Origin of the sequence: Oerskovia sp. NPDC060287 (genome assembly GCF_042726775.1) — a bacterium.
GTDB lineage: Bacteria > Actinomycetota > Actinomycetes > Actinomycetales > Cellulomonadaceae > Oerskovia > Oerskovia merdavium.
The window spans coordinates 1-20747 of sequence record NZ_JBHXBO010000059.1; the positions used below are offsets into that span (position 1 = coordinate 1).

General features: G+C 73.5%; 16 protein-coding genes. 10 read left to right on the forward strand and 6 right to left on the reverse strand.

The window, feature by feature from the left end; translation table 11 throughout:
- The first annotated feature begins 143 nt into the window (after window positions 1-143).
- Window positions 144-1943 (forward strand): hypothetical protein, encoded by a 1800-nt coding sequence (locus ACFWFR_RS07505; RefSeq protein ID WP_377622149.1) that lies wholly within the window; start codon window positions 144-146, stop codon window positions 1941-1943.
- 107 nt (window positions 1944-2050) lie between these two features.
- Window positions 2051-3856, forward strand: a complete 1806-nt coding sequence (locus ACFWFR_RS07510; protein WP_377622151.1) for a hypothetical protein — start codon at window positions 2051-2053, stop codon at window positions 3854-3856.
- Between the two features lie 111 nt (window positions 3857-3967).
- On the opposite strand, the gene ACFWFR_RS07515 is transcribed toward ACFWFR_RS07510, so the two are convergent.
- Window positions 3968-5335, reverse strand: a complete 1368-nt coding sequence (locus ACFWFR_RS07515; protein ID WP_191805171.1) for an FAD-binding oxidoreductase — start codon at window positions 5333-5335, stop codon at window positions 3968-3970.
- 205 nt (window positions 5336-5540) lie between these two features.
- Here ACFWFR_RS07515 and ACFWFR_RS07520 point away from each other — a divergent pair, with 205 nt between their 5' ends.
- Window positions 5541-6980, forward strand: coding sequence for a DUF2252 domain-containing protein (locus tag ACFWFR_RS07520; RefSeq protein WP_191805173.1), 1440 nt, complete (start codon window positions 5541-5543; stop codon window positions 6978-6980).
- Between the two features lie 174 nt (window positions 6981-7154).
- On the opposite strand, the gene ACFWFR_RS07525 is transcribed toward ACFWFR_RS07520, so the two are convergent.
- The 4 genes from ACFWFR_RS07525 to ACFWFR_RS07540 all read right to left on the reverse strand — a co-directional run bounded on the left by ACFWFR_RS07525 (window position 7155) and on the right by ACFWFR_RS07540 (window position 10997).
- On the reverse strand, window positions 7155-8078 hold the full coding sequence (locus ACFWFR_RS07525; protein WP_377622152.1) for a Ppx/GppA family phosphatase: 924 nt from the start codon (window positions 8076-8078) through the stop codon (window positions 7155-7157).
- 132 nt (window positions 8079-8210) lie between these two features.
- Window positions 8211-8486 carry a hypothetical protein gene (locus ACFWFR_RS07530; protein WP_191805177.1) on the reverse strand — a complete coding sequence of 92 codons (276 nt, stop codon included), beginning with the start codon at window positions 8484-8486 and terminating at the stop codon, window positions 8211-8213.
- On the reverse strand, window positions 8486-9766 hold the full coding sequence (locus tag ACFWFR_RS07535; protein WP_377622153.1) for a TFIIB-type zinc ribbon-containing protein: 1281 nt from the start codon (window positions 9764-9766) through the stop codon (window positions 8486-8488). Before ACFWFR_RS07535 ends, ACFWFR_RS07530 begins: the two co-directional genes overlap by 1 nt.
- A 10-nt stretch (window positions 9767-9776) precedes the next feature.
- A complete protein-coding gene (locus ACFWFR_RS07540; protein WP_191805181.1) occupies window positions 9777-10997 on the reverse strand; it encodes an SHOCT domain-containing protein in 1221 nt (406 codons plus the stop codon).
- 212 nt (window positions 10998-11209) lie between these two features.
- Between ACFWFR_RS07540 and ACFWFR_RS07545 the strand changes: the two genes are divergently transcribed.
- A complete protein-coding gene (locus tag ACFWFR_RS07545; protein WP_377622155.1) occupies window positions 11210-11638 on the forward strand; it encodes an NUDIX domain-containing protein in 429 nt (142 codons plus the stop codon).
- Between the two features lie 112 nt (window positions 11639-11750).
- Here ACFWFR_RS07545 and ACFWFR_RS07550 read toward each other — a convergent pair whose 3' ends face one another.
- Window positions 11751-13217: a glutamyl-tRNA reductase gene (locus ACFWFR_RS07550; RefSeq protein WP_377622156.1), complete on the reverse strand. Its 1467-nt coding sequence runs from the start codon at window positions 13215-13217 to the stop codon at window positions 11751-11753.
- A 49-nt stretch (window positions 13218-13266) separates the two neighbouring features.
- Here ACFWFR_RS07550 and hemE point away from each other — a divergent pair, with 49 nt between their 5' ends.
- The 6 genes from hemE (at window position 13267) to hemL (ending at window position 20662) form a co-directional block, all read left to right on the forward strand.
- Complete coding sequence (gene hemE, locus ACFWFR_RS07555) at window positions 13267-14376, forward strand: uroporphyrinogen decarboxylase (RefSeq protein ID WP_377615330.1); 1110 nt, start codon at window positions 13267-13269, stop codon at window positions 14374-14376.
- Between the two features lie 54 nt (window positions 14377-14430).
- The gene (locus ACFWFR_RS07560; RefSeq protein ID WP_377622158.1) at window positions 14431-15927 is read left to right on the forward strand and encodes a protoporphyrinogen/coproporphyrinogen oxidase; all 1497 of its coding nucleotides are present in this window, start codon (window positions 14431-14433) and stop codon (window positions 15925-15927) included.
- Window positions 15928-16111: 184 nt separating this feature from the next.
- Complete coding sequence (hemC, locus tag ACFWFR_RS07565; RefSeq protein WP_191805190.1) at window positions 16112-17287, forward strand: hydroxymethylbilane synthase; 1176 nt, start codon at window positions 16112-16114, stop codon at window positions 17285-17287.
- Window positions 17287-18291, forward strand: a complete 1005-nt coding sequence (locus ACFWFR_RS07570; protein WP_377622160.1) for a uroporphyrinogen-III synthase — start codon at window positions 17287-17289, stop codon at window positions 18289-18291. Before hemC ends, ACFWFR_RS07570 begins: the two co-directional genes overlap by 1 nt.
- Before the next feature lie 32 nt (window positions 18292-18323).
- Entirely contained in the window at window positions 18324-19286 is a 963-nt protein-coding gene (gene hemB, locus ACFWFR_RS07575; protein WP_377622162.1) for a porphobilinogen synthase, read from the forward strand.
- Window positions 19287-19291: 5 nt separating this feature from the next.
- Complete coding sequence (gene hemL, locus ACFWFR_RS07580) at window positions 19292-20662, forward strand: glutamate-1-semialdehyde 2,1-aminomutase (RefSeq protein WP_377622164.1); 1371 nt, start codon at window positions 19292-19294, stop codon at window positions 20660-20662.
- The last annotated feature ends 85 nt before the right edge of the window (window positions 20663-20747 follow it).

Below are 20747 nucleotides of genomic sequence, written 5' to 3' on the forward strand. Positions count from 1 at the left end.
CCCCCGATCCCGCCGGATCAGGGGCATCTACTCACTTCTCGGCACGGCACCGGTCGCGAGGCAGTGCTCCCGGGGCAGCGATGCCCGGGCCCCTAGGATGATGCCCGCTGCGCGGTGCAGCGATCTCGACCAGGGGGAAGATCTTGACGTTCTACGGCGCAGATGTCGCTGCACTCCGTGACCTAGCCACCACGTTCGACGCCGGAGCCGAGGAGCTCGACGGTTCGAGGACGGGCATCCGCGGCAAGCTGGGGTCGGTCCCGTGGCACGGCCCAGGGGCCGAGCGATACCGGGCCGACTGGCAGCACCAGCTCGAACCCGCCCTCACCAGGACCTCGGCCTCGCTCCGCGAGGCAGCGCGGCGCCTGCGCGCCAACGCCGCCGACCAGGAGCGCACGAGCAGCGCCGACGGCGGTGGCACCTCGAGCGGGTCCCCGCGTCCCGGGCCCTCGACCACCCCGCCGACCGGGCCCGCGCAGGGGCCCGCGCAAGGGGCTACGCCGAGCCGGCCCGGCTTCTCGTTCTCCTTGGAGGGCGAGAACACGCAGGACGACGCCGTCCGGAACCCCGACGGCTCGATCAGGACTCCGGCCACGATCACCAACACCACGAGCGGCTCGTTCGACGCGTCGTACGACCCCGGGACTGGCACGACGACCGTCGGCGCCGGGGGCGGTCTCTCGTCGGCCCTCGCGGTCAAGGGGGCGACCCTCGAGTTCGGCGCGTCAGGCGCCGCCGAGATCACCCGCACCACGCACTCCGAGGACGGCTTCACGACCTACGCGGGCTCCCAGAAGGGGTCGCTCACGGTCTCCGGCGGGGCCGAGATCAAGGAGGTCGGCGCCTCGGTCGCGTACGGGAACGGCTACGAGATGGCGTTCGAGACCACGGTCCCCGACGCCGTCGCCGTCGATCCCACGTTCGATCCGCGCGGCATCTCACCGACCGACCCCCGGAGCATTCCGGTCGGCGGCAGCGTGACGCTCGACAGCAAGAACTTCAAGAGCTCGGACTTCGCCGGCTCGTTCGAGATCTTCGCCTACGAGGAGTCGATCGGGACGTCGGAGGGCATGAGCAAGGCGGTCGAGCGGCTCGACGAGAACCACGTCCGCGTCACGACGGGCCCGACGAGCAGCCTCGACCGCTCGGGAGCCGTGGGCCTCGACCTCGACGTCATCAAGGCCATGGTGGGCACCACCGGCTCCCACGAGACCGGCGCGATGCAGACCGCGGTGCTCGACGTCTCGACGCCCGAGGGGTCCGCTGCCTACGCGCGCTACCTCGCGGGCGGGGAGCTGCCGTCGCAGGACGGTCCGGGCGTCTCCGAGTCGGCACTGGTCTCGCGCTGGAGCGGGACGAGCGGGTCGAGCGCGGACCTCACCCTGTTCGGTCACGAGATGTCGAAGGAGCACGTCGCGTCGGTCGGCGACAGCGTCGCGGTGACCCGACCCGACGGTTCCGTCTCGTGGTCCGGGCAGGTGGCGTTCGACGACGACTCACGACGCATGGAGTACGAGCGCGCGATGGACGCGAACGGGGTCGAGGACCCGTCGGCCTCACGCCTCACCGTCTCGATCGACCTCGACAAGAACACCGCGGGGATCATCAACAACGGCTACCTCGACGCCGCGGGAGGCCGTGCGGAAGCAGGCCAGACGCTGCAGATCACGCTCGACGGTCACGACGAACGCGCCCTGGCCGACCAGGCGTTCGGCAAGCTCATGACGGGCTTCAACGGTGCCACCGAGGTCGTCGACATGAACGACCCGCTCGCCTCGATCGTCATGGACGGGGACTTCGGCCAGGACCCGACCCGCAAGCCCTACGACTCCGTGGTCGGCGGTCTCCTGGGGCAGACGACCGACAACAGCGTGGTCCTCGACCACCTGGCACGGATCAGCGACGACGGGAAGCTCCCCGGGACCGTGCGCGTCGTCGGCTGACCTGCGCCGCGAGCTCCACCTGGGGACTCCTCCCCATGTCGCGATCCGGCACCGTCACGTAGCGTGTCCTCGTCCAGGACTCCCTGCCGGTTGAAAGAGGTTCGCCCGTGGTCATGTACGGCGCCGACGTCGCAGCACTGCGCGACCTCGCCACGAGCCTCGACGGCGGAGCCGGCGTCCTCGACCAGGCGCGCTCGAAGGTCCGGGGGTCGTTCCACTCGGTGCCCTGGTACGGGCCCGACGCTGACCAGGAACGCGGACAGTGGGACGGCCGGCTGGAGCCGCTCCTGACGCAGACCGCCCAGTCCTTGCGGGACGCGGCGACGACCCTGCGGCGCAACGCCGACGACCAGGAGAGCACGAGCGCGGCGGACACCGGGTCGTCGGGCGCGGCAGGCGGCGCCGGCGGTTCCGGGGGTTCCGGCGGCGGAGCCGGATCCGGTGGGCCCGGCGGAGGTTCCGGCGGGGGCGCAGGCTCCTCCTCAGGGGTCGACGACGCCGAGTCCCCCGGTGGCCCGACCGTGACCGTCAAGGGGACCCAGGAGTCGGGCACGGACAACGGGTCGCTCGGGTCGCCCGCGACCGAGGGCAGCGGCGGGTCGGTCTCGGGGGGCGTGACCTACGACCCGACCACCGGGGAGACCACGGTCTCCGGCTCGGGCACGCTCGAGAACTGGTTCCAGACCACGAACGGCTCCAAGGTCACGTTCGGCCTGACCGGCGGTGCCGAGCTCACGTCGGGCGAGAAGAGCGAGGACGGGTTCACCACCTGGACGACCAAGTCCGACGTCTCGGTGGGCGTCGAGGGCGGGTTCGACAAGGGCGGCAACGGCGTGAGCGGCAGCTACACCACGGGCGTGACCTCCGAGTACGCGGTCAAGGTGCCCGACGGCGCCAAGATCACCGACCCGGGTGCCGTCAACCCGTTCGACCCCTCGACCATGCCGACCGGCTCGACCGTCACCATGGACAGCGGGAGCTACACGGGCACCGAGCTCGAGGCCTCGTTCCGCCACATCGCCATGAAGTCGGGCATCGAGGAGTCGGCCGGGGTGAGCAGCGTGATCGAGAAGACGGGCGACGACACCGTGCGCATCACGTCCGGTCCCACGGACGCACTGAGCAACTACGGCGGGCTCGGCGTCGACTTCGAGGCCGTCAAGGTCCTGCTCGGCAACACGACCTCGCTCGACGGCGCGTCGCTGCGCAGTGCCGAGCTGGACCTCTCGACGCCCGAGGGCAAGGCCGCGTACGACACCTATCTCCTCACGGGCGAGATCCCGCAGGACGCGTCGACGGGCATCTCGGGGCTCACGACGATCGAGAAGATCGACTACAAGTCCACGACGTCGCTCGACGTCGAGACGCCCGTGGGCGGCGCGTCGTGGGACCTCGGCGAGAACTCGGGCTCGGCCGTCGTCACGACCTACCCGGACGGGTCGGCGGACCAGCAGACCAAGCTCAGCTACGGGGGGCGCAGCGACACGTTCTTCTCGCAGGCCTTCAACCCGGACGGGACCGAGAACACCGCGGGCCGCACCTACACGTACACCGTCGAGGCCGACCAGATGTCGACCCAGCTCTTCAACCAGAGCGAGTTCTCGGGTCTCGACGCGGGCGGCACGGTCAAGGAGGGGGACGTGCTCCGGCTCACGCTCACCGAGCGTCAGATGGCGACGCTCCACGCCAACGCGGTCGAGTACAGCAAGGACAGCATCGGGGTCAACCAGGTCTCGGCCCTGGCGCTCGACTACGACGGCAAGCCGGTGAGCACGTTCGACTACGCCGCGAGCCTGGCCCGTGGTCCGCGCAGCGACGGTTCCCTCGTCGAGATGCTGTTCTCCATCAACCAGGGCTCTGCCGGCGGCGGGGACCTCAAGCAGTTCCCCGGGACCATCACTCCGGGCAAGTAAGCACGGGGCACCGCAGGAGGGGCGGTCGTGGCCGGGCATCACGGCCCGACGGCGCCGCGTCCTCTCCCGTCGTCCCGCCGGTGAGGCGGGCCGGACGGGAGCACCGGCCGCTCACCGCGGCATGACGAACCGGCCCTCGGGGTCGAGGTCGCGGCGCACCGTCGCGAGGTGCGCCTGGTCGGCGGGCGACCACAGGTCGATCATGGCGGCCTCGCTCACCGCCCCGGCGAAGTTCGCCTGGGTCCGTCCGAGGGACCACGGCTGCACGGCCTCGAGGAGCCCGTTGATCGCGGCCGGCACGGCCGTCTCGAAGAGCTCGGGGACCGGGAGGCCGATCACGAAGAGCGAGAACGCCGCGTCGCGGCCCGTCACGGAGTCCGGCCCGTGCTCGCCATCGCCGAGCGCCCCACCGAGGTGACGGATCTCGGCCATCATGAGGGGCGCAGTCGACTGCGGCCCGGCGATGCCCAGCAGCACCTCGGCGGTCTGCGGCTCGAACGTGTGCAGCAGGGTCGAACCGTCGAGCACGGGCATGGGGTCGGTCGGGTCCTGGTGGACCGCTCCGATCGCGGCGTAGGGCATCTCGCCGATCGAGTCCAGGATGATCGGGGCGGCCTCGCGCAGCGGTGCGATGGCCTCGGCCACCTCGGCGAGCGGACGGGTCGAGGCGACCCGGACGTTCGCGACGTACTGGCCCCGCAGGGGCTCGGGCAGGAACTCGAGCGGGGGCAGGCGCAGCAGCGCGACGGAGGTCGTGATGTCCGAGGGGGCGGTCGCGACCCAGTCGGCGTAGGCGCGGAACATGGTCGCCGCGTCGTCGCCGACCGCGAAGAAGCTCCCTCCGGTGATGGTCGCGAGGGGCAGGAGCCTGATCGTCACCGACGTGACGACCCCCAGGCCCCACTTCCCGCCACGCAGCGCGCGCAGCACCTCGGGGTGGTGGTCCGCGTCGACGTGGAGCAGGTCGCCGTCGCCCGTCACGACGTCTGCCGCGAGCAGGTAGTTCGACCCGAAGCCCACCTCGCGGGCCAGCGGGCTCATGCCGCCACCGAGGAGGAAGCCGACGACCCCCACGTCGGGCGACGACCCGGTGACCGCGGCGAGCCCCAGGGGCGTGACGGCGTCGAGCACGTCTCTCCAGCGCGAGCCCGCGGCCACGCGCGCCGTGCGGGCGGGCTCGTCGACCTCGACGCCCGTCAGGCCCGCGGTCGTGAGCGCGATGCCGCCGTCGATCCCGCGCGCGAAGCCGTGGCCCGTGCTGAAGACCGCGACGGGCAGACCGAACCGCTTGGCGACCCGCACGGTCGCCTGGACGTCGGCCGGGGACGTGGCGTCGACGACGTAGTCGGGACGGTGCTCGACGGCGATGTTCATGCCCGAGAGCCGGGCCTCGGCAGCGTTGCCGGGAAGGACGCGTCCGGTCACGGCCTGCGTGAGCGCGTCGAGGACGACATCCTGCGTGATCTCGTGGGTGGTCATGGGTGTTCCCTCTCAAAAGGTGGTGGCGCCGGACAGCGCAGAGCGGCGCTACCCCAGAAAGAGAGCTGCGGGCGCTTCCGGTGACAGGTCGGCACGAGGTGCCGGGAATGTCCGCCGAGGGGGACGCCCCGCCGCGCCCACGACGACCGCGCGCGCCATGATGAGCGTGGGCGCGCCCTCACGCCCACGGACCCGAGGAGCGACGATGCCTCACACCGCCACGGACCAGCACCCCGACCGCGCACCGTTGCGCGGGACCCCCTCGCCCGAGCACCGCAAGGAGCAGGGGCGCGCCGCACGCTCGCTCCTCCCTCGTCGTTCGACCGCCGCCTGGACGCCGCCCACCGACCGTCGCGACCCCGTCGCGATCCTCCAGGCCCAGAACGCGAGCCGCGTGCCCGAGCTCGTCCCGCTGCGCATGGGACGCATGGCCGCGACGCCCTTCTCGTTCTACCGGGGGGCGGCGGCCGTCATGGCGGCAGACCTCGGCACGGGGCCGCGCACCGACCTGACCGTCCAGCTCTGCGGCGACGCGCACCTCGCGAACTTCGGCGGGTTCGCATCCCCCGAGCGTTCACTGGTGTTCGACATCAACGACTTCGACGAGACGCACCGCGGCCCGTTCGAGTGGGACCTCCAGCGCCTCGTCGCGAGCCTCGAGATCGCGGGCCGCCACCGCGGCATGGCGCCCCAGGAGCGCGAGCGGGTCGCCCTCGCGGCGGCGAGGGGGTACCGCCAGACGCTCCGCACGTTCGCCGACCTGGGCCACCTCGACCTGTGGCACGTGCAGCTCCGCGGCGACGAGATCGTCGACCGGTGGCGTGGGTCGGTCCCGCCCGTCGTCATGGAGAACCTCCGCAAGGCGCTGCGCAAGGCGCGGACCAAGGACCGGCAGAAGGCCCGCCGCCGGCTCACGGCGCTCCATGACGACGGCGAGCTGCGGTTCGTGAGCGACCCGCCCCTGCTCGTGCCGGTGCGCGACCTGTACGACGCGGACGAGCAGGCCCGTTACCTCGGCGTCGTGGCTGCGGCGCTCGCGACGTACGGCGACTCACTCACGGGGGCGCGCCGCATCCTGCTCGAACGCTACCGGCTGGTCGACCTGGCCCGGCGCGTGGTCGGGGTCGGGAGCGTCGGGACACGTTGCTGGGTCGCGCTGCTCGTGGGCCGGGACAACGACGACCCCTTGTTCCTCCAGGTCAAGGAGGCCGAGCCGTCCGTCCTGGAGCCCTACACGTCGGCCAGCCCGTACCCGGAGAACGGGCGGCGCGTGGTCGAGGGGCAACGCCTCCTGCAGGCCACGAGCGACGCGCTGCTCGGCTGGAACACCGTGCACGGCGCCGACGACCGGCGCCACGACTACTACTTCCGGCAGCTCTGGGACTGGAAGGTCTCGGCGGACCTCGAGACCATGCTCCCGGTCGCGATGGCCGCGTACGCGCAGATGTGCGCGTGGGTCCTCGCGCGAGGGCACGCCCGCTCGGGCGACGCCCTCGCGATCAGCGCGTACCTCGGCAAGGGCGACGTCGCCGACCACTCGTTCACCGAGTTCGCCCGCCGCTACGCCGACCAGAACGCCCTGGACCACCAGGCGCTCCTCGACGCGATCGCCGCGGGCGACGTGGAGGCGGTCCAGGGCGTCTGACGCTGGGGCAGGCGCGGCGTCGGCCCCCGTGCCGGTGCGGGCGTCACAGTGCCCGACGGCGCAGCCCACCTCGCGCGGACGCGTCTCGTCGGGTCGCGTCCGTGGCGAGGCGGGCCAGGACTGCTCAGGCCACGGCGGTCCGGTCCAGGGTGACGTGCCCCCCGGCTCAGGCCGTCAGATCTGGTCGAGACGACGCAGGATCGCACCCTCGCGCAAGGCCCACGGGCAGATCTCGACCTCTGCGACGCGCAGAGCCTTCATGGTCTCCTCCGCGACCACGCCGCCCGCGACGATCTGGTAGGTCCGCTCGGCCGTGATCCCCGGCAGCTCGGTCCGACCCGTGGCGGGGATGCGCGCGAGGCGCGGCACCCAGTCGGACAGCTGCGAGCGCTCCATGCGCCAGCGCTCCTCCGGGCCCACGACCGCGACCTTCATGCCTGCGAGCCGGGCGAGCGACCGGAACGTCTTGGAGGTCGCGACCACGTGGTCGGGGCGTGGCAACGCCTTGATCTCACCGAGCGCCTCGGCGAGCACCCCGCGCACGTGCGTGCGCAGCGCCGCGACCTGGTGGGCCGTGGGCGGGTCGTCGGGGAGGTGCTCGATCGTCATCCGGCCGGCACCCAGCGGCACCGAGACCGCGACGTCGGGCTCCTCGTCCAGACCTGACGCGATCTCGAGCGAGCCGCCACCGATGTCCAGGACCATGAGGCGGCCCGACGCCCACCCGTGCCAGCGCCTCGCCGCGAGGAACGTCAGCCGCGCCTCCTCGGGGCCCGAGAGGACCTCGATCGGGACCCCGACGCGCTCCTCGATCGCCGCGAGCACCTCGGGGCCGTTGGTCGCCTCGCGCAGCGCGGACGTCGCGAGCGCGAGCGACTCGTCGACCTCGTACTCGCGGGCCAGGGCCGCCGCCTTGTCCGCCGCCTCGAGCAGGGCGTCGACGCCCTCGGCCGAGATCGAGCCGTCGGGCTGGAGGTAGCGCATGAGACGGACGACCGAGCGGCCCGACGCCGCCGGGTCCGGGCGGGCGCCGCGCACCGCGTCCACGACGAGCATGTGGACCGTGTTGGAACCGATGTCGAGCACTCCGAGTCGCATCTGCCCACGGTAGCGGGAGGCGCCGAGGCTGCCCCCGACGGCCCGCCGGGGGCGGCCTGCTGGGGGCGGCCTGCTGAGGCCGTCGGGGGTGAGGTGCTCGGGGCGTCGACGCCGTGCGCGGCGCCGGCGGCCCTACGACCGGTGGTTCGCGCCCGACATCCTGCTGTTCGTCCGGCCGATCAGCCGACGCACGTGGACGTCCGACGCGCGCACGTCGCGCACCTCGGACCGGGTGTCCCTCCGGTGGTCGTGACGCTCGCCGGCGTTGCGGTACCGACGCCAGGTCAGCCAGTAGAAGAGCGGTCCGGCGAGCAGCAGCAGACCGACGACGACGAGCTTCAGCGCCCCCTCCTCACCGGACGAGGACTCGGCAGCCACGGTGAGCGCGTCCAGGGCGAGCACGTGCATCAGGTCCCGATCATGACGAGGAGGGCCGCCACGGCCGCGACGGCCTCGACGACGAGCGACACCGCGAGCAGGCGTCGGCGGTTGACCGGGACGGATCCCATGGTCTCGCCCGTCCGCCCGTTGACCGCCACGTAGTGCAGGAGCGAGCTCCCGTTCGTGCGGACCTCGTGGTACGAGTACAGCCACACCGGCAGGTAGGCGGCGACCCAGCGCTGGCCCACGACCTCGAGCTGCTGGTGGTCCCAGCGAAGCCCGCGGTCGTAGGCCCCGATCATGTCGAGCGCCCGGAACCGGGCGATCTCCTTGGCCTGGGCGAACGCGGGCTCGCGCACGTCGTCGATGTCGGTGTCGCGCCGCTCCGCGGTGAATCCCGAGAGGTAGTTGGAGTCGTAGCGCACCGCGTTCTCGACGTCGAACGGGAGGATCGTGTTGATGATGTTGTTCGTCCGAGCGCTCGCACCGTGGTCGCGCCGGTCCGCCGAGGACTCGATCGTCAGGTCGTCGACGTGCAGGGCGAACTCGCGCACGACGTCGTAGACGTCGGCGTCGTAGCGCCGCTCGTCGCGCTCCTCGCCGTCCGCGCCCCTGACCTTCACGGTGTACGACCGCACGAGGCGCTCACCCTGACCCGACAACCGGGCCTTGGTGTTGAGGTCCGCGACGAGGTACGGCATGTAGACCCCGACGACGCTCTCCGGGACGAACTCGGCCCGGAACGTCGGGTGGGCGTAGAAGCGACGCTTGCCGACGAACTCCCGGATGCGCGTGATCGCCTCGTCCTTGGGCAGGCGGAAGGGCAGCACGACGTCGGGCACCGCACCGTTGGGCACCTGCTGGTTGACCGACAACGTGTTGCGGCACCAGTGGCAGCGCGCCTGGGTGCCGTGCGCGGTGTCGACGACGACGTCCGCGCCGCACGCCGAGCACCGGAACGTGAGGACCTCGTCGGTCCCCGGGACGATCGCGGCCGTGCCGGACCCCACGACGACCCCGCGCAGCGCGCCGATGTCGCCGTCGAGGCCGAGGTCGGCGATGGTCCCCGCGCTCGCCCACTCGTAGCGGCAGAACCCGCAGCGCAGGTTCCCCGTCGCGACGTTGAGCGAGATCTCGGTCGCCCCGCACCGTGAGCACTTGACCAGGCCGTCGCTGGCACCGGCGTCCGTACGGACGACCGCCGGCCCGTCCGGCCGGGGGCCGGCCGACGGCAGGGCCTCCTCCGGCAGGACGGCAGGCTGCGGGGCCGACGGCGGGACAGCCGCCTCCGGCTCGTGGACGGTCATCGCCGGTCCCTCAGAACCCGAGGACCTTGGCCTTGGCGGCGTCGTAGTCCGCCTGCGTGATGAGCCCCTGGTCGAGCATGGCCTTGAGCTGCGTGAGCTTCGCGACCGGGTCCTCGGCCGCCGGCGCGGCGACGGGCGCAGCGGTGGCGACCGGCGCAGCCTGCGCGGGAACCTGCTGGAGCGGGACGACGGGCTGCTGGAGCCCGGCCATCGCGCCGCCCGCAGCGTTCATCCCCATGCCGAGGATCGCCATGTTCGCACCGCCCCCCGCACCGCCCGGGTTCTCCCCCGCGGCCTGGATGCCGCGCGCGGCCGCCTGCTGGAGGAACGAGTTGCCCCGAGCGCCGGCGAGCGCGTCGGCCTTCTTGACGTCGCTCAGCAGCGCCCTGGTGTCCTCGTCGTACTCGATCGCAGCGAGCGCGACCTTGACGATCGACAGGCCGCGGTAGGACGTCCACTGGTAGCCCTCCTCGACCGCGCCCGCCAACGACTGCGCGAACCCGACCGAGTCGCTCTGGATCCGGGTGATCCGGTTCCCCTTGTCCGCGTCGTTGGTGTAGCTCGAGAAGGCTGCCGCGAGCGATCCGACGACCTCGGTGAAGAGCTGGCTCGCGGCGTCGTTGTCGAGGTCGGAGAAGTCGAAGACCTTCGCGCTCGCACCGAGGTAGGTCAGCGGCACGAACTGCTTGACGAACAGGATGGGGTCGACGATGCGCAGCGTGTAGGTACCGCGGGTCACGGCTCCGACCTGGGCGCCGAGGTAGGCGTCGTCCCAGTAGATCTCCGACTGGGTGCCGAACCGGTTGTTCGGCAGCTCCTTGAGGTTCACGTAGAAGCCGAGCTGCTGGGACCCGGGCTGGCCGCCGAACTTGAACCGCTCCCACGTGGTCTTGACCAACGGGCTCAGGAAGCCGTTGTCGGCGAAGATCGACTGGGAGTTCTGGTCGTCGGACGTGAACAGGTACCCGCCCGGCTCGGCCACGAAGCCCGTGAGGGCACCGTCCTGGAACGTGAGGAGACCGTACCCCTCGGGGACGACGAACCGGCTCCCGTTGGTGATGATGTTCGCCGAGCCCTTGGTGTTGGAGCCACGACCGGCGTTCTGTCCCTGCGCGACCGCCGGGAAGAGCGCTGCGGTCGGCGCGAGGTTCGTGGGCGGCGCGAGGAAGTCCTTCCACTGGTCCGCGAGCGTGCCTCCGAGGGCACCAGCAAAGGCCTTGATGAATCCCATCGAGCTCTCCGTCCGATCGGGCGGGCGGTGCCGCGCGTGACCTGTCGTCGTCGCGGCGGGCACCGTGGGGCCCGTCCGCGATCGGCACAGTATCGACTTTCGTTCTGAAACGGAACTATCGGTGGGTTCCCGGCGACCTGGGTCTCGCGGTGCGGACGGCGACGTCGCGACCGGCTGCCGACGGTGGCGCACCGGGTGGAAGGATGTCGACCGTGACCTCCCTCGACACCCCCACGATCCCCCTGAAGACCGTCGGCTGGATCCACGTCCGCGACGGGCGGCTGCTGGTCGTCCGCAGCCGCGACAACGAGCTGTTCTTCATGCCGGGGGGCAAGCTCGATCCCGGCGAGAGCGACACCGAGGCGCTGGTCCGCGAGATCGAGGAGGAGCTCGGCGTGCTGCTCGACCCGGCGACGGTCCGCTCGGGACTCGTCGCCGAGGCGCCCGGTCACGGGCTCGACGGGCGGCTCGTGCGGATGCACTGCTTCTACGCCGAGCCGCTGCCGGGGTCGCCCGAGCCTGCCCCGCGCGCCGAGGTCGGTGAGCTCACGTGGGTCACGGGGAGCGAGGCCCACCGCGTCCCGCCCGCGGGCCGGATCGTCCTGGAGCACCTGGTCGACGCGGGCGTGCTCGCGGCCTGACGGGGCACTTCCGTCGGTCGAGCACGGGGTTGCGATCGGTCGAGCACGGGGTTGCGGTCGAGAACCGCCCGAGAACGACCGCAACCTCGTGCTCGGCACACCGAGTAGGGGCTCAGCGCCCCGCGCACACCTCGACGTCGGACCCGCTCGTCCCGGCGCCGCGCAGAGCCGCCTCGGCATCGGCCACCACGGCCGAGGCCTCGGCCTGAGCCACCGCGAGCGCCGACGCCCGAGCCGCCACGATCGCGTCGTGCAGGTCGGCGTGCACACGACGACGGACCGAGCGGGTGAGCGCCTCGGCCTCGGCCTCGTCGACCTCGGTCCCCGCGGCCCGGCGTCCGGCCACGCGCTCGGCGACCTCGGCGGCGATCCGTCGGTCGGCGTCGTCGAGCAGCTCGACGACGGCCGTGTCGGCCGCCCGCCCCAGGCGCGTCTCCTCGAAGTCCTGCGTCGCACGGTCCACGATCCGCCGTGCCTGCCCGACGACGAGCGACCCCAGCGCGGGTGAGTGTGCCTTGAGGGAGGCCAGGTCGTAGAGCAGGACACCGTCGAGGTCCGCGACGCGCGGGTCGACGTCACGGTGCAGCGCCAGGTCGAGGACCACCATGGGCCGGTGCGGCGCCTCGTCGCCCGCGGCCTCCGCGGCGCGCGACCGGGCGCGGACCACCGCCGCGGCGTCGAGCACGTGGCCCAGCGCGTCGCCGCCGCCCAGGAGCGCGTCACGGTCGGCAGGGACCTCGTCCCCCTCGGCGGGCATGTGGTCGCCTCCGGCACCCGGCTCGGTCACCCTCGGAGCGCCACCGGCCAGCACCCGCCCCCGCGCACCGCTGCACGAGACCACGAGGTCCGCGTCCTCGAGAGCCGTCACGAGGTCCGTCACGGCGACCGCGCCGCGGTCGGCCGCGAACTGCTCGGCACGCCCCGACCCCGAGTACACGCGCACGTCCTCGCAGCCCCGCGCCCGCAGCGCTGCGAGCGACGCACCGGCGTACGAGCCCGTGCCGATGAGCACGGTCCGGACCTGGCGCCACGGCGGGAGCTCGGCGCTCGCGAGGTCGAGCCCCAGCGACACGACCGACCGGCCGTTGCCCCCGAGCGTCGTCTCGTTGCTGATCTTCTTGGACGTCCGGGACGCGGTCTGGAACAGGAGCTCGAGCGTGGACGACGTCGCGCCGCCCTCGCGTGCTTCCTCGAGCGCGCGCTTGACCTGCCCGGCGATCTCGCGCTCGCCCACGACCATGGAGTCCAGGCCCGCGGCGACCTCGAAGAGGTGAGCGGCGACGTCGGGCCCGGTACGGGTCGAGAACGCACCCACCGCGACGTCCTCGGAGACTCCCGACGCCGCGGCGACGAGCCGCGCGACCTCGTGCGACGCGTGCTGCACGCCCCGCCCGTCCACGGGCGAGTCGACATCCAGGTACACCTCGAACCGGTTGCACGTCGCGACGACGACGGCACCGGTGATCGCTTCGCAGGTCTCGACGGCTGCCCGTCCGACCGACGCGGCTCCGGTGGAGAGGAGCTCGAGGGTGGACATGTCCAGCTCGTGGTGACTTGCAGTCATCGACAGGAGAACCACAGTGCTCCGATTGAATCATTCCTCTGCGCGCACGGCAGAATCGGTTCTTGTGACGTTCACCGCGCTTTCAGACAACCACCCTCTCGTCGACGGCCGGACGACGAATTCGCCCCTCGTGCGCGCTTTGCGCGGCGACCGCCCGGAAACCACACCCGTGTGGTTCATGCGGCAGGCCGGCCGGTCCCTGCCCGAGTACCGCGAGCTGCGCCAGGGCGTCGGGATGCTCGACTCGTGCCTGCGCCCGGACCTGGCGAGCGAGATCACGCTCCAGCCGGTCCGCCGCCACGGCGTGGACGCGGGCATCTTCTTCTCGGACATCGTCATCCCGCTCAAGCTCGCGGGGGTCGACGTGGACATCGTGCCGGGCGTCGGCCCGGTCATGGGGCAGGCCTACCGGACGCCCGACGACGTCGCTCGCCTCGTCGAGCACGAGCTCACCCCGGAGTCGCTCGCGCCCGTGACGGAGGCCGTCGCGCTCACGGTCGCGGCACTCGGGTCGACGCCCCTCATCGGGTTCGCGGGTGCGCCGTTCACGCTCGCGGCGTACCTGGTCGAGGGGCGCCCGTCGCGCGACCACCTCGCGGCGCGCACGCTCATGCACGCGGACCCCGAGTCGTGGGCCCGCCTGACGGCGTGGACCGCGCAGATCACGGGCGCGTTCCTGCGCGCACAGGTCCTGGCCGGGGCCAGCGCGGCCCAGCTGTTCGACTCGTGGGCCGGCAGCTTGTCGCTCGAGGACTACCTCGCAGGCGCCAAGCCGGGCAGCACGGTCGCGCTGTCGCAGGTCAGCGACCTGGGGGTGCCCGCGATCCACTTCGGGACGGGCACCGGGCACCTGCTGGGGGCCATGCGTGACGCGCTCACCGAGGCCGGGGTGACGCACCCGACCGTGGGCGTGGACTACCGCACCCCGCTCGACGAGGCCGCGGCGACGCTCGGGGGGTACGTGCCGGTCCAGGGCAACATCGACCCGGCCCTGCTGGCCGCGCCGTGGCCCGTGCTCGAGGCGCACGTCCTCGACGTCCTGCGCCGTGGGAGCGCTGCGCCGGGCCACGTGGTGAACCTCGGGCACGGCGTGCCGCCCGAGACCGACCCGACGGTCCTGACCCGGGTCGTCGAGCTCGTCCATTCCGTCCGGAACGTGTCGGACCAGGCGTGACCCCGGTGCGACGCCTGGTCTGACACACCCTCGCGGCGGGGGCACACTGGACGTGTGCACCCCGCTGCTGATGGATCGACCGGCAACTCCCCCACCACGTTCGACGCTGTCGTCGTGGGCGCCGGCGTGGCCGGCCTGACCGCCGCGCGCACGCTGCGCCGCCGAGGCCTGCGGGTCCTCGTCCTGGAGGCGGCCGACCGCCCGGGCGGGCCGGTGCACGGCGACAAGCTGGGCTCGACGGGACTGTCGGTCGACGTGGGCGCCGAGTCCTTCGCGGCGCGCGGGTCGGCCGTGGGCGACCTGGTGTCCGCCCTGGGCCTGACGGTCGTCGAGCCTGCCCCGATCAGCGCGTGGGGCTACGCCGCGAGCCGTGCGTTCCCGCTGCCGAAGGCGGGGATCATGGGCATCCCGGCCCACCCGTTCGCAGCCGACGTGCGCCGCGCGGTCGGCTGGCCGGGCGCGCTGCGCGCGGGCATGGACCGCATCAAGCCGCGGCGATGGGTCGACGAGGAGAACCTCGAGACGTTCACCCGTTCGCGCGTGGGCCGGCGCGTCGCGGAGCGCCTCGTCGCCCCGGTCGCCGCGGGCGTCCACTCGGCGCCGCTCGAACGGCTCGACGTCGACGCCGTGGCCCCGGGCCTGCGCGAGGCCTACGCCCGCGAGGGCTCGCTGACCCGTGCGGTCGCGGCTCTGCGCGCCCAGGCGCCGGCGGGCTCGGCGGTCCGCGGCATCGAGGGCGGCATGCACCGCCTCGTCGAGGAGCTCACGCTCGCGGTCACGGACGACGCGCCCGACGCCGCTTCTCCCGCCGGGAGCGCGGGCCCGGCCGGGGTGCTGCTCGTGCGCCACGAGGTGGTCGGGCTGGACCGCGACGGCGACCAGGGGTGGAGCGTCCAGGCCGAGGGCCCCGGCGGCCCCACGACCTTCCGGGCCCCGCGGCTCCTGGTCACGACCCCCGCGGTCGTGGACCTGGTGTCCCCGCTCGCGGGCCGCACGGCCGACCCGGTGCCGGACCCCGAGCCCGGTGCCGACATCCGTCTCGTGACGCTCCTGGTCGAGGCCCCCGAGCTCGACGCCGCCCCGCGGGGCAGCGGCCTGCTGGTCGCGCCGAAGCCCCGCACGTGGTCGACGCGCGACGAGAACCACCGGGCAGGCGCGCACGACCCGGTCCAGGCCAAGGCCCTGACCCACTCGACCGCGAAGTGGCCGTGGCTGGCTGCCCGGGTGGCGGGCGCCGTCGGGCCGGGGAACCACGTGGTGCGACTGAGCTACGGGCGCATCGGCGAGACGGTCGAACCGACCGTGGACCAGGTCGTGCGCGACGCCTCGGTGCTGCTCGGGGTCGACCTCGACGGCAAGGTGCGCGAGCACCTGTCGACGCGCTGGAACGGGTCCCTCCCCCCGCCCACGCCCGTGTACCGGCGCGAGGTCGCGGCGTTCGTCGAGCGGGTCTCGCACGTCGACGGGCTCGGGGTCACGGGTGGCTGGATCGCGGGCACGGGGCTCGCGGCGATCGTCGGGCACGCGCAGGACTGCGCCGAGCAGCTCTGATCTCCGGGAATTGCACGGCACGTGATGCCGACCGCATTCCCTTCGCCGAACATCCTGACAATTCGTCTTCTCGTTCTGACCTCCTGTCAGGTCGATGTCACTCGCGCCGCCTTTCCGCAGAATGTCGCGCCGAACGCATTCGCACGCATTTCGACAATGCCGCCGCGCAGAGGAGACTAGGAGCGTGAGCATTCGTGTCGGAACCCGTGGCAGCGCCCTCGCGACGACCCAGACGGGACTCGTCGCACGACGCATCGAGCAGCTGACCGGGCACCCGGTCGAGATCGTGCGCATCCGCACCGAGGGCGACGTCCGCTCGGGATCGCTCGCCTCCATGGGCGGCACCGGGGTGTTCGTGACCGCGCTGCGCGAGGCGCTGCTCGACGGCCGCTGCGACGTCGCCGTCCACTCCCTCAAGGACCTGCCGACCGGCGCTGCCGAGGGGCTGACCCTCGTGACCCCCGAGCGCGAGAACCCGCGCGACGTCCTGTGCGCCCGGAACGGCTGGACGCTCGAGACCCTGCCGCGCGGCGCCAGGGTCGGCACCGGGTCGCCGCGACGGGCGGCCCAGCTCCTCGCGGTCCGCCCCGACCTCGACGTGCTCGACATCCGCGGCAACGTCGACACGCGCCTCGCGCGCGCCCTCGGCCCCGACGCGGACCTCGACGCGGTCGTCCTCGCGTACGCGGGGCTCTCGCGCCTGGGCCGCCTCGACGCCGTCTCGGAGGTCATCGACGTGCGCGTCATGGCCCCGGCCCCCGGGCAGGGCGCGCTGGGCGTCGAGGTCCGCACCGCCGACCTCTCGCCCCTGTCCTCGTTCGACCTCCTGCCCGACGGCGGCACACGCCAGCCCCTCGACCTCGCCGAGGTCGTCGCGGGCCTCGACCACCTCCCGACCCGCCTCGCGGTCCTCGCCGAGCGTGCGCTGCTCGCCCGGCTCGAGGCCGGGTGCGCGGCCCCCGTCGGCGCTCACGCGGTGGTCGAGGACGACCAGCTCCGCCTCTCCGCGGTCGTGGCCCGGCTCGACGGCGGGCAGGTCCTCACGCACTCGGCCCGGGTCGCGCTGCCCGCGGTCGTCGGCGGCGGCCACACCGCCGGCGGGGCCGGTGCTCCCCGGACGGCCGGCGCCGACGACGCGTCGGACGCGCTCGCCCGCGCCCTGGGCGTCGAGGTCGCGGACGCCCTGCTGGCCGGAGGGGCCGCCGAGCTCGCGCCCCTGCGTGCGACCGGTCCCGGCGGCGGCTCGCTCCCCGGTGCCGAGGCGTCGGCGCTCTGGGCCCCCGGCACCGCACCCACCGACGCTGCCGACGAGCTCACGGTCGGCGGCACCGACGCCCCCGTGAACCCGGAGCAGCGCTGATGCCAGGCAGGCTGCGCGACCCCCAGCGCGGGCGCGAGCTGCCGCCGGTGCAGTCGTCGCCGCAGCACTCCGGCGCCGCCGGACCGCTGACGGGGACCACCGTCCTGGTGCCGCGCTCGCCCGAGCGGGCCGAGCCCCTCGCGGTGCGGCTGCGCACGCAGGGCGCGACCGTGCTCGTGAGCCCCGCGATCGAACGCGCACCCATCGAGGACACCGCGGCCATGGACGCCGCCGTCGCGGACCTCGCGCGCGGGGCCTTCGCCTGGGTCGTGGTGACGAGCGTCAACGCGATCGACGAGCTGACCGCGAGCGCCGCGCGCCGCGGACGGTCCCTCGCCGAGGTGTCGGGTCGTGACAGGGCCGCCGGCACCGCGGGACCTGGCACGCGGTGGGCTGCGGTCGGGCCCGCGACACGACGCGCGCTCGAGGCCGCGGGGGTCCGCGTGGACCTCGAGGCGACCGTGAACTCGGCGCGCGGTCTGCTCGCGGCGTTCGACCGGCTGCCGGACGCACGCGGGGCGGGCGTCCGGTCCGCCTCGGACGGCGGGCCCGCCGGTGCGAGGGGCCGCGTGCTCGTGCCGCAGGGCGACCTCGCGAAGCCCACCATGGCCGACGGACTGCGCGAGCGCGCCTGGGACGTCCAGGTCGTGACCGCCTACCGGACGGTGTCGCACGCGCTCTCCCCGGAGGTCGTCGAGGCGTGGCGGGCGGGTGCGGTCGACGTGGTCGTGCTGACGTCGGGCAGCGTGGCGCGCGAGGTCGCGGCCCAGCTCGGCGCGGACCCGCGCGTCGCGGGCGTCGCGATCGGGGAGCCGACGGCGGAGGCCGCGCACGCGGTCGGGCTGCGGGTCGACGCCGTGGCCGACAGGGCGACCGACGAGGCGCTGGCCGCAGCGGTGCTCCGCGTCGCTGCCGACCCGTCCGCACGGCCCCGCGACACTCCCCCCGCTCCCCTGCTCGACTCCGACTCCCCGTCCCCCACAGAAGGCAGGAACCTCCCGTGATCCGTCCCCGCCGCCTGCGCTCGACCCCGCAGATGCGCCGGCTCGTCGCCGAGACCCGGCTGCACGCCGCCGACCTCGTGCTCCCCCTGTTCATCAAGGAGGGCCTGACCGAGCCCAAGCCCCTCGGCTCCATGCCGGGGATCGTGCAGCACACCGAGGCGAGCCTCGCCGAGGCCGTCGCCCAGGCCGCCGCGGCCGGGGTCGGCGGCGTCATGCTGTTCGGCATCCCCGAGCACCGCGACGCGACAGGCTCGCAGGCCGACGCCCCCGACGGGATCCTCAACCGGGCGATCCGCATCGCGCGCGACGCGGCCCGGGACGCCGCAGCGGGCCCGGGGCGGCCGGGCCCCGTCGTCATGGCCGACCTGTGCCTCGACGAGTTCACCGACCACGGCCACTGCGGGGTCCTGACGGCCGGCCCGGACGGCGACCTGGTCGTCGACAACGACGAGACCCTGGTCCGCTACGCCTCGATGGCCCTGACCCAGGCCGAGGCCGGCGCGGAGGTCGTAGCGCCGTCGGGCATGATGGACGGCCAGGTCGCCGTGATCCGCGAGGCCCTCGACGACGCCGGGCACACGGACGTGAGCATCCTGGCGTACAGCGCCAAGTACGCGAGCGCGTTCTACGGGCCGTTCCGCGAGGCCGTCGACTCGACGCTCCAGGGCGACCGCCGCACCTACCAGATGGACTCCGCGAACTTCCGCGAGGGCCTGCGCGAGGCCGACCTCGACCTCGCGGAGGGCGCCGACATGGTCATGGTCAAGCCCGCAGGCTCGTACCTCGACGTGCTCGCGGCCGTGGCCGAGCGCAGCGACGTCCCCGTCGCCGCCTACCAGGTCTCGGGCGAGTACGCGATGATCGAGGCGGCGGCCGCGAACGGCTGGATCGACCGGCGCGGCGCGGTCCTGGAGTCCGTGCTCGGTATCAAGCGGGCGGGCGCCGACATCATCCTGACCTACTGGGCCCTCGAGATCGCAGAATGGATTCGGTGACACCGATGACGATCCACCCGGCCGGCTCCCCGGCGCACGCGACCACCCTCCACGACAACCACGAGGCGTTCGTGCGCGCCCAGGGCGCGATCCCCGGTGGCGTGAACTCGCCCGTGCGGGCCTACGGCTCGGTCGGCGGCGACCCGCGCTTCATCGCGAGCGCGCGCGGCGCGTACGTCACGGACGTCGCGGGCCGCGAGTACGTCGACCTCGTGTGCTCGTGGGGCCCCGCGCTCCTGGGCCACGCGCACCCCGCGGTCGTCGCGGCCGTGCAGGACGCCGCGGCACGCGGCCTGTCGTTCGGCGCCCCGACGCTGGGCGAGGTCGACCTCGCGGAGGAGGTCCGCCGCCGGGTGCCCGCCGCCGAGCGCGTGCGCCTGGTCTCGACGGGCACCGAGGCGACCATGACCGCGGTGCGCCTCGCGCGCGGCTTCACGGGCCGCAACCTGATCGTCAAGTTCGCAGGCTGCTACCACGGGCACGTCGACTCGTTGCTCGCCGAGGCCGGCTCGGGCGTCGCGACGCTCGCGCTGCCCGGCTCGGCCGGCGTGACCGAGGCCAGCGCTGCCGAGACCCTCGTGCTGCCCTACAACGACCTCGAGGCCGTCGAGCGCGCGTTCACCGAGCGCGGCTCGGAGATCGCCGCAGTCATCACGGAGGCCGCTCCGGCGAACATGGGGATCGTGCCTCCCGCGCCCGGTTTCAACGAGGGACTGCGCCGCATCACGTCCGCGCACGGCGCGCTGCTGATCCTCGACGAGGTCCTCACGGGCTTCCGGGTGGGCCCGAGCGGCTGGTGGGGCCTGGAATCGGGTGCGGCCTCGGGCGCCGTCCCCGAGTACACGCCCGACCTCTTCACGTTCGGCAAGGTCGTCGGCGGCGGCATGCCCGTCGCTGCGCTGGGCGGACCGGCGTCGATCATGGACCAGCTCGCGCCGCTCGGCCCGGTCTACCAGGCAGGCACGCTCTCGGGGAACCCGGTCGCGGTCGCGGCGGGCCTCGCGACGCTGCGCCTGGCCGACGACGCCGTCTACGCGCGCGTCGACCACGTCGCCCAGGTCGTGGGTGACGCCGCGAGCGCGGCGCTGGCCGCCGAGGGCGTCGCGCACCGCCTGCAGCGCTCGGGCAACCTGTTCTCGATCATGTTCGGCGACTTCGCGGCCTCGGCCGGGGTCCGCAACTACGCCCAGGCGCAGGCGCAGGAGGCGTTCCGCTACAAGGCGTTCTTCCACGCGATGCTCGACGCCGGGGTCAACCTGCCGCCGTCGGTCTTCGAGGCGTGGTTCGTGTCGTCGGCGCACGACGACGCCGCGGTCGAGCGCATCCTCGCAGCGCTCCCGGACGGAGCGAAGGCCGCGGCGCGAGCCACGGCCTGAGCCCTGCACGCCCTGCCCGGGCGCGGGGTGAGGTGTCCTGGCGGGTGAGCGGCGCCGTCGGGCACCTTCCTCCGTGCCCGACGGC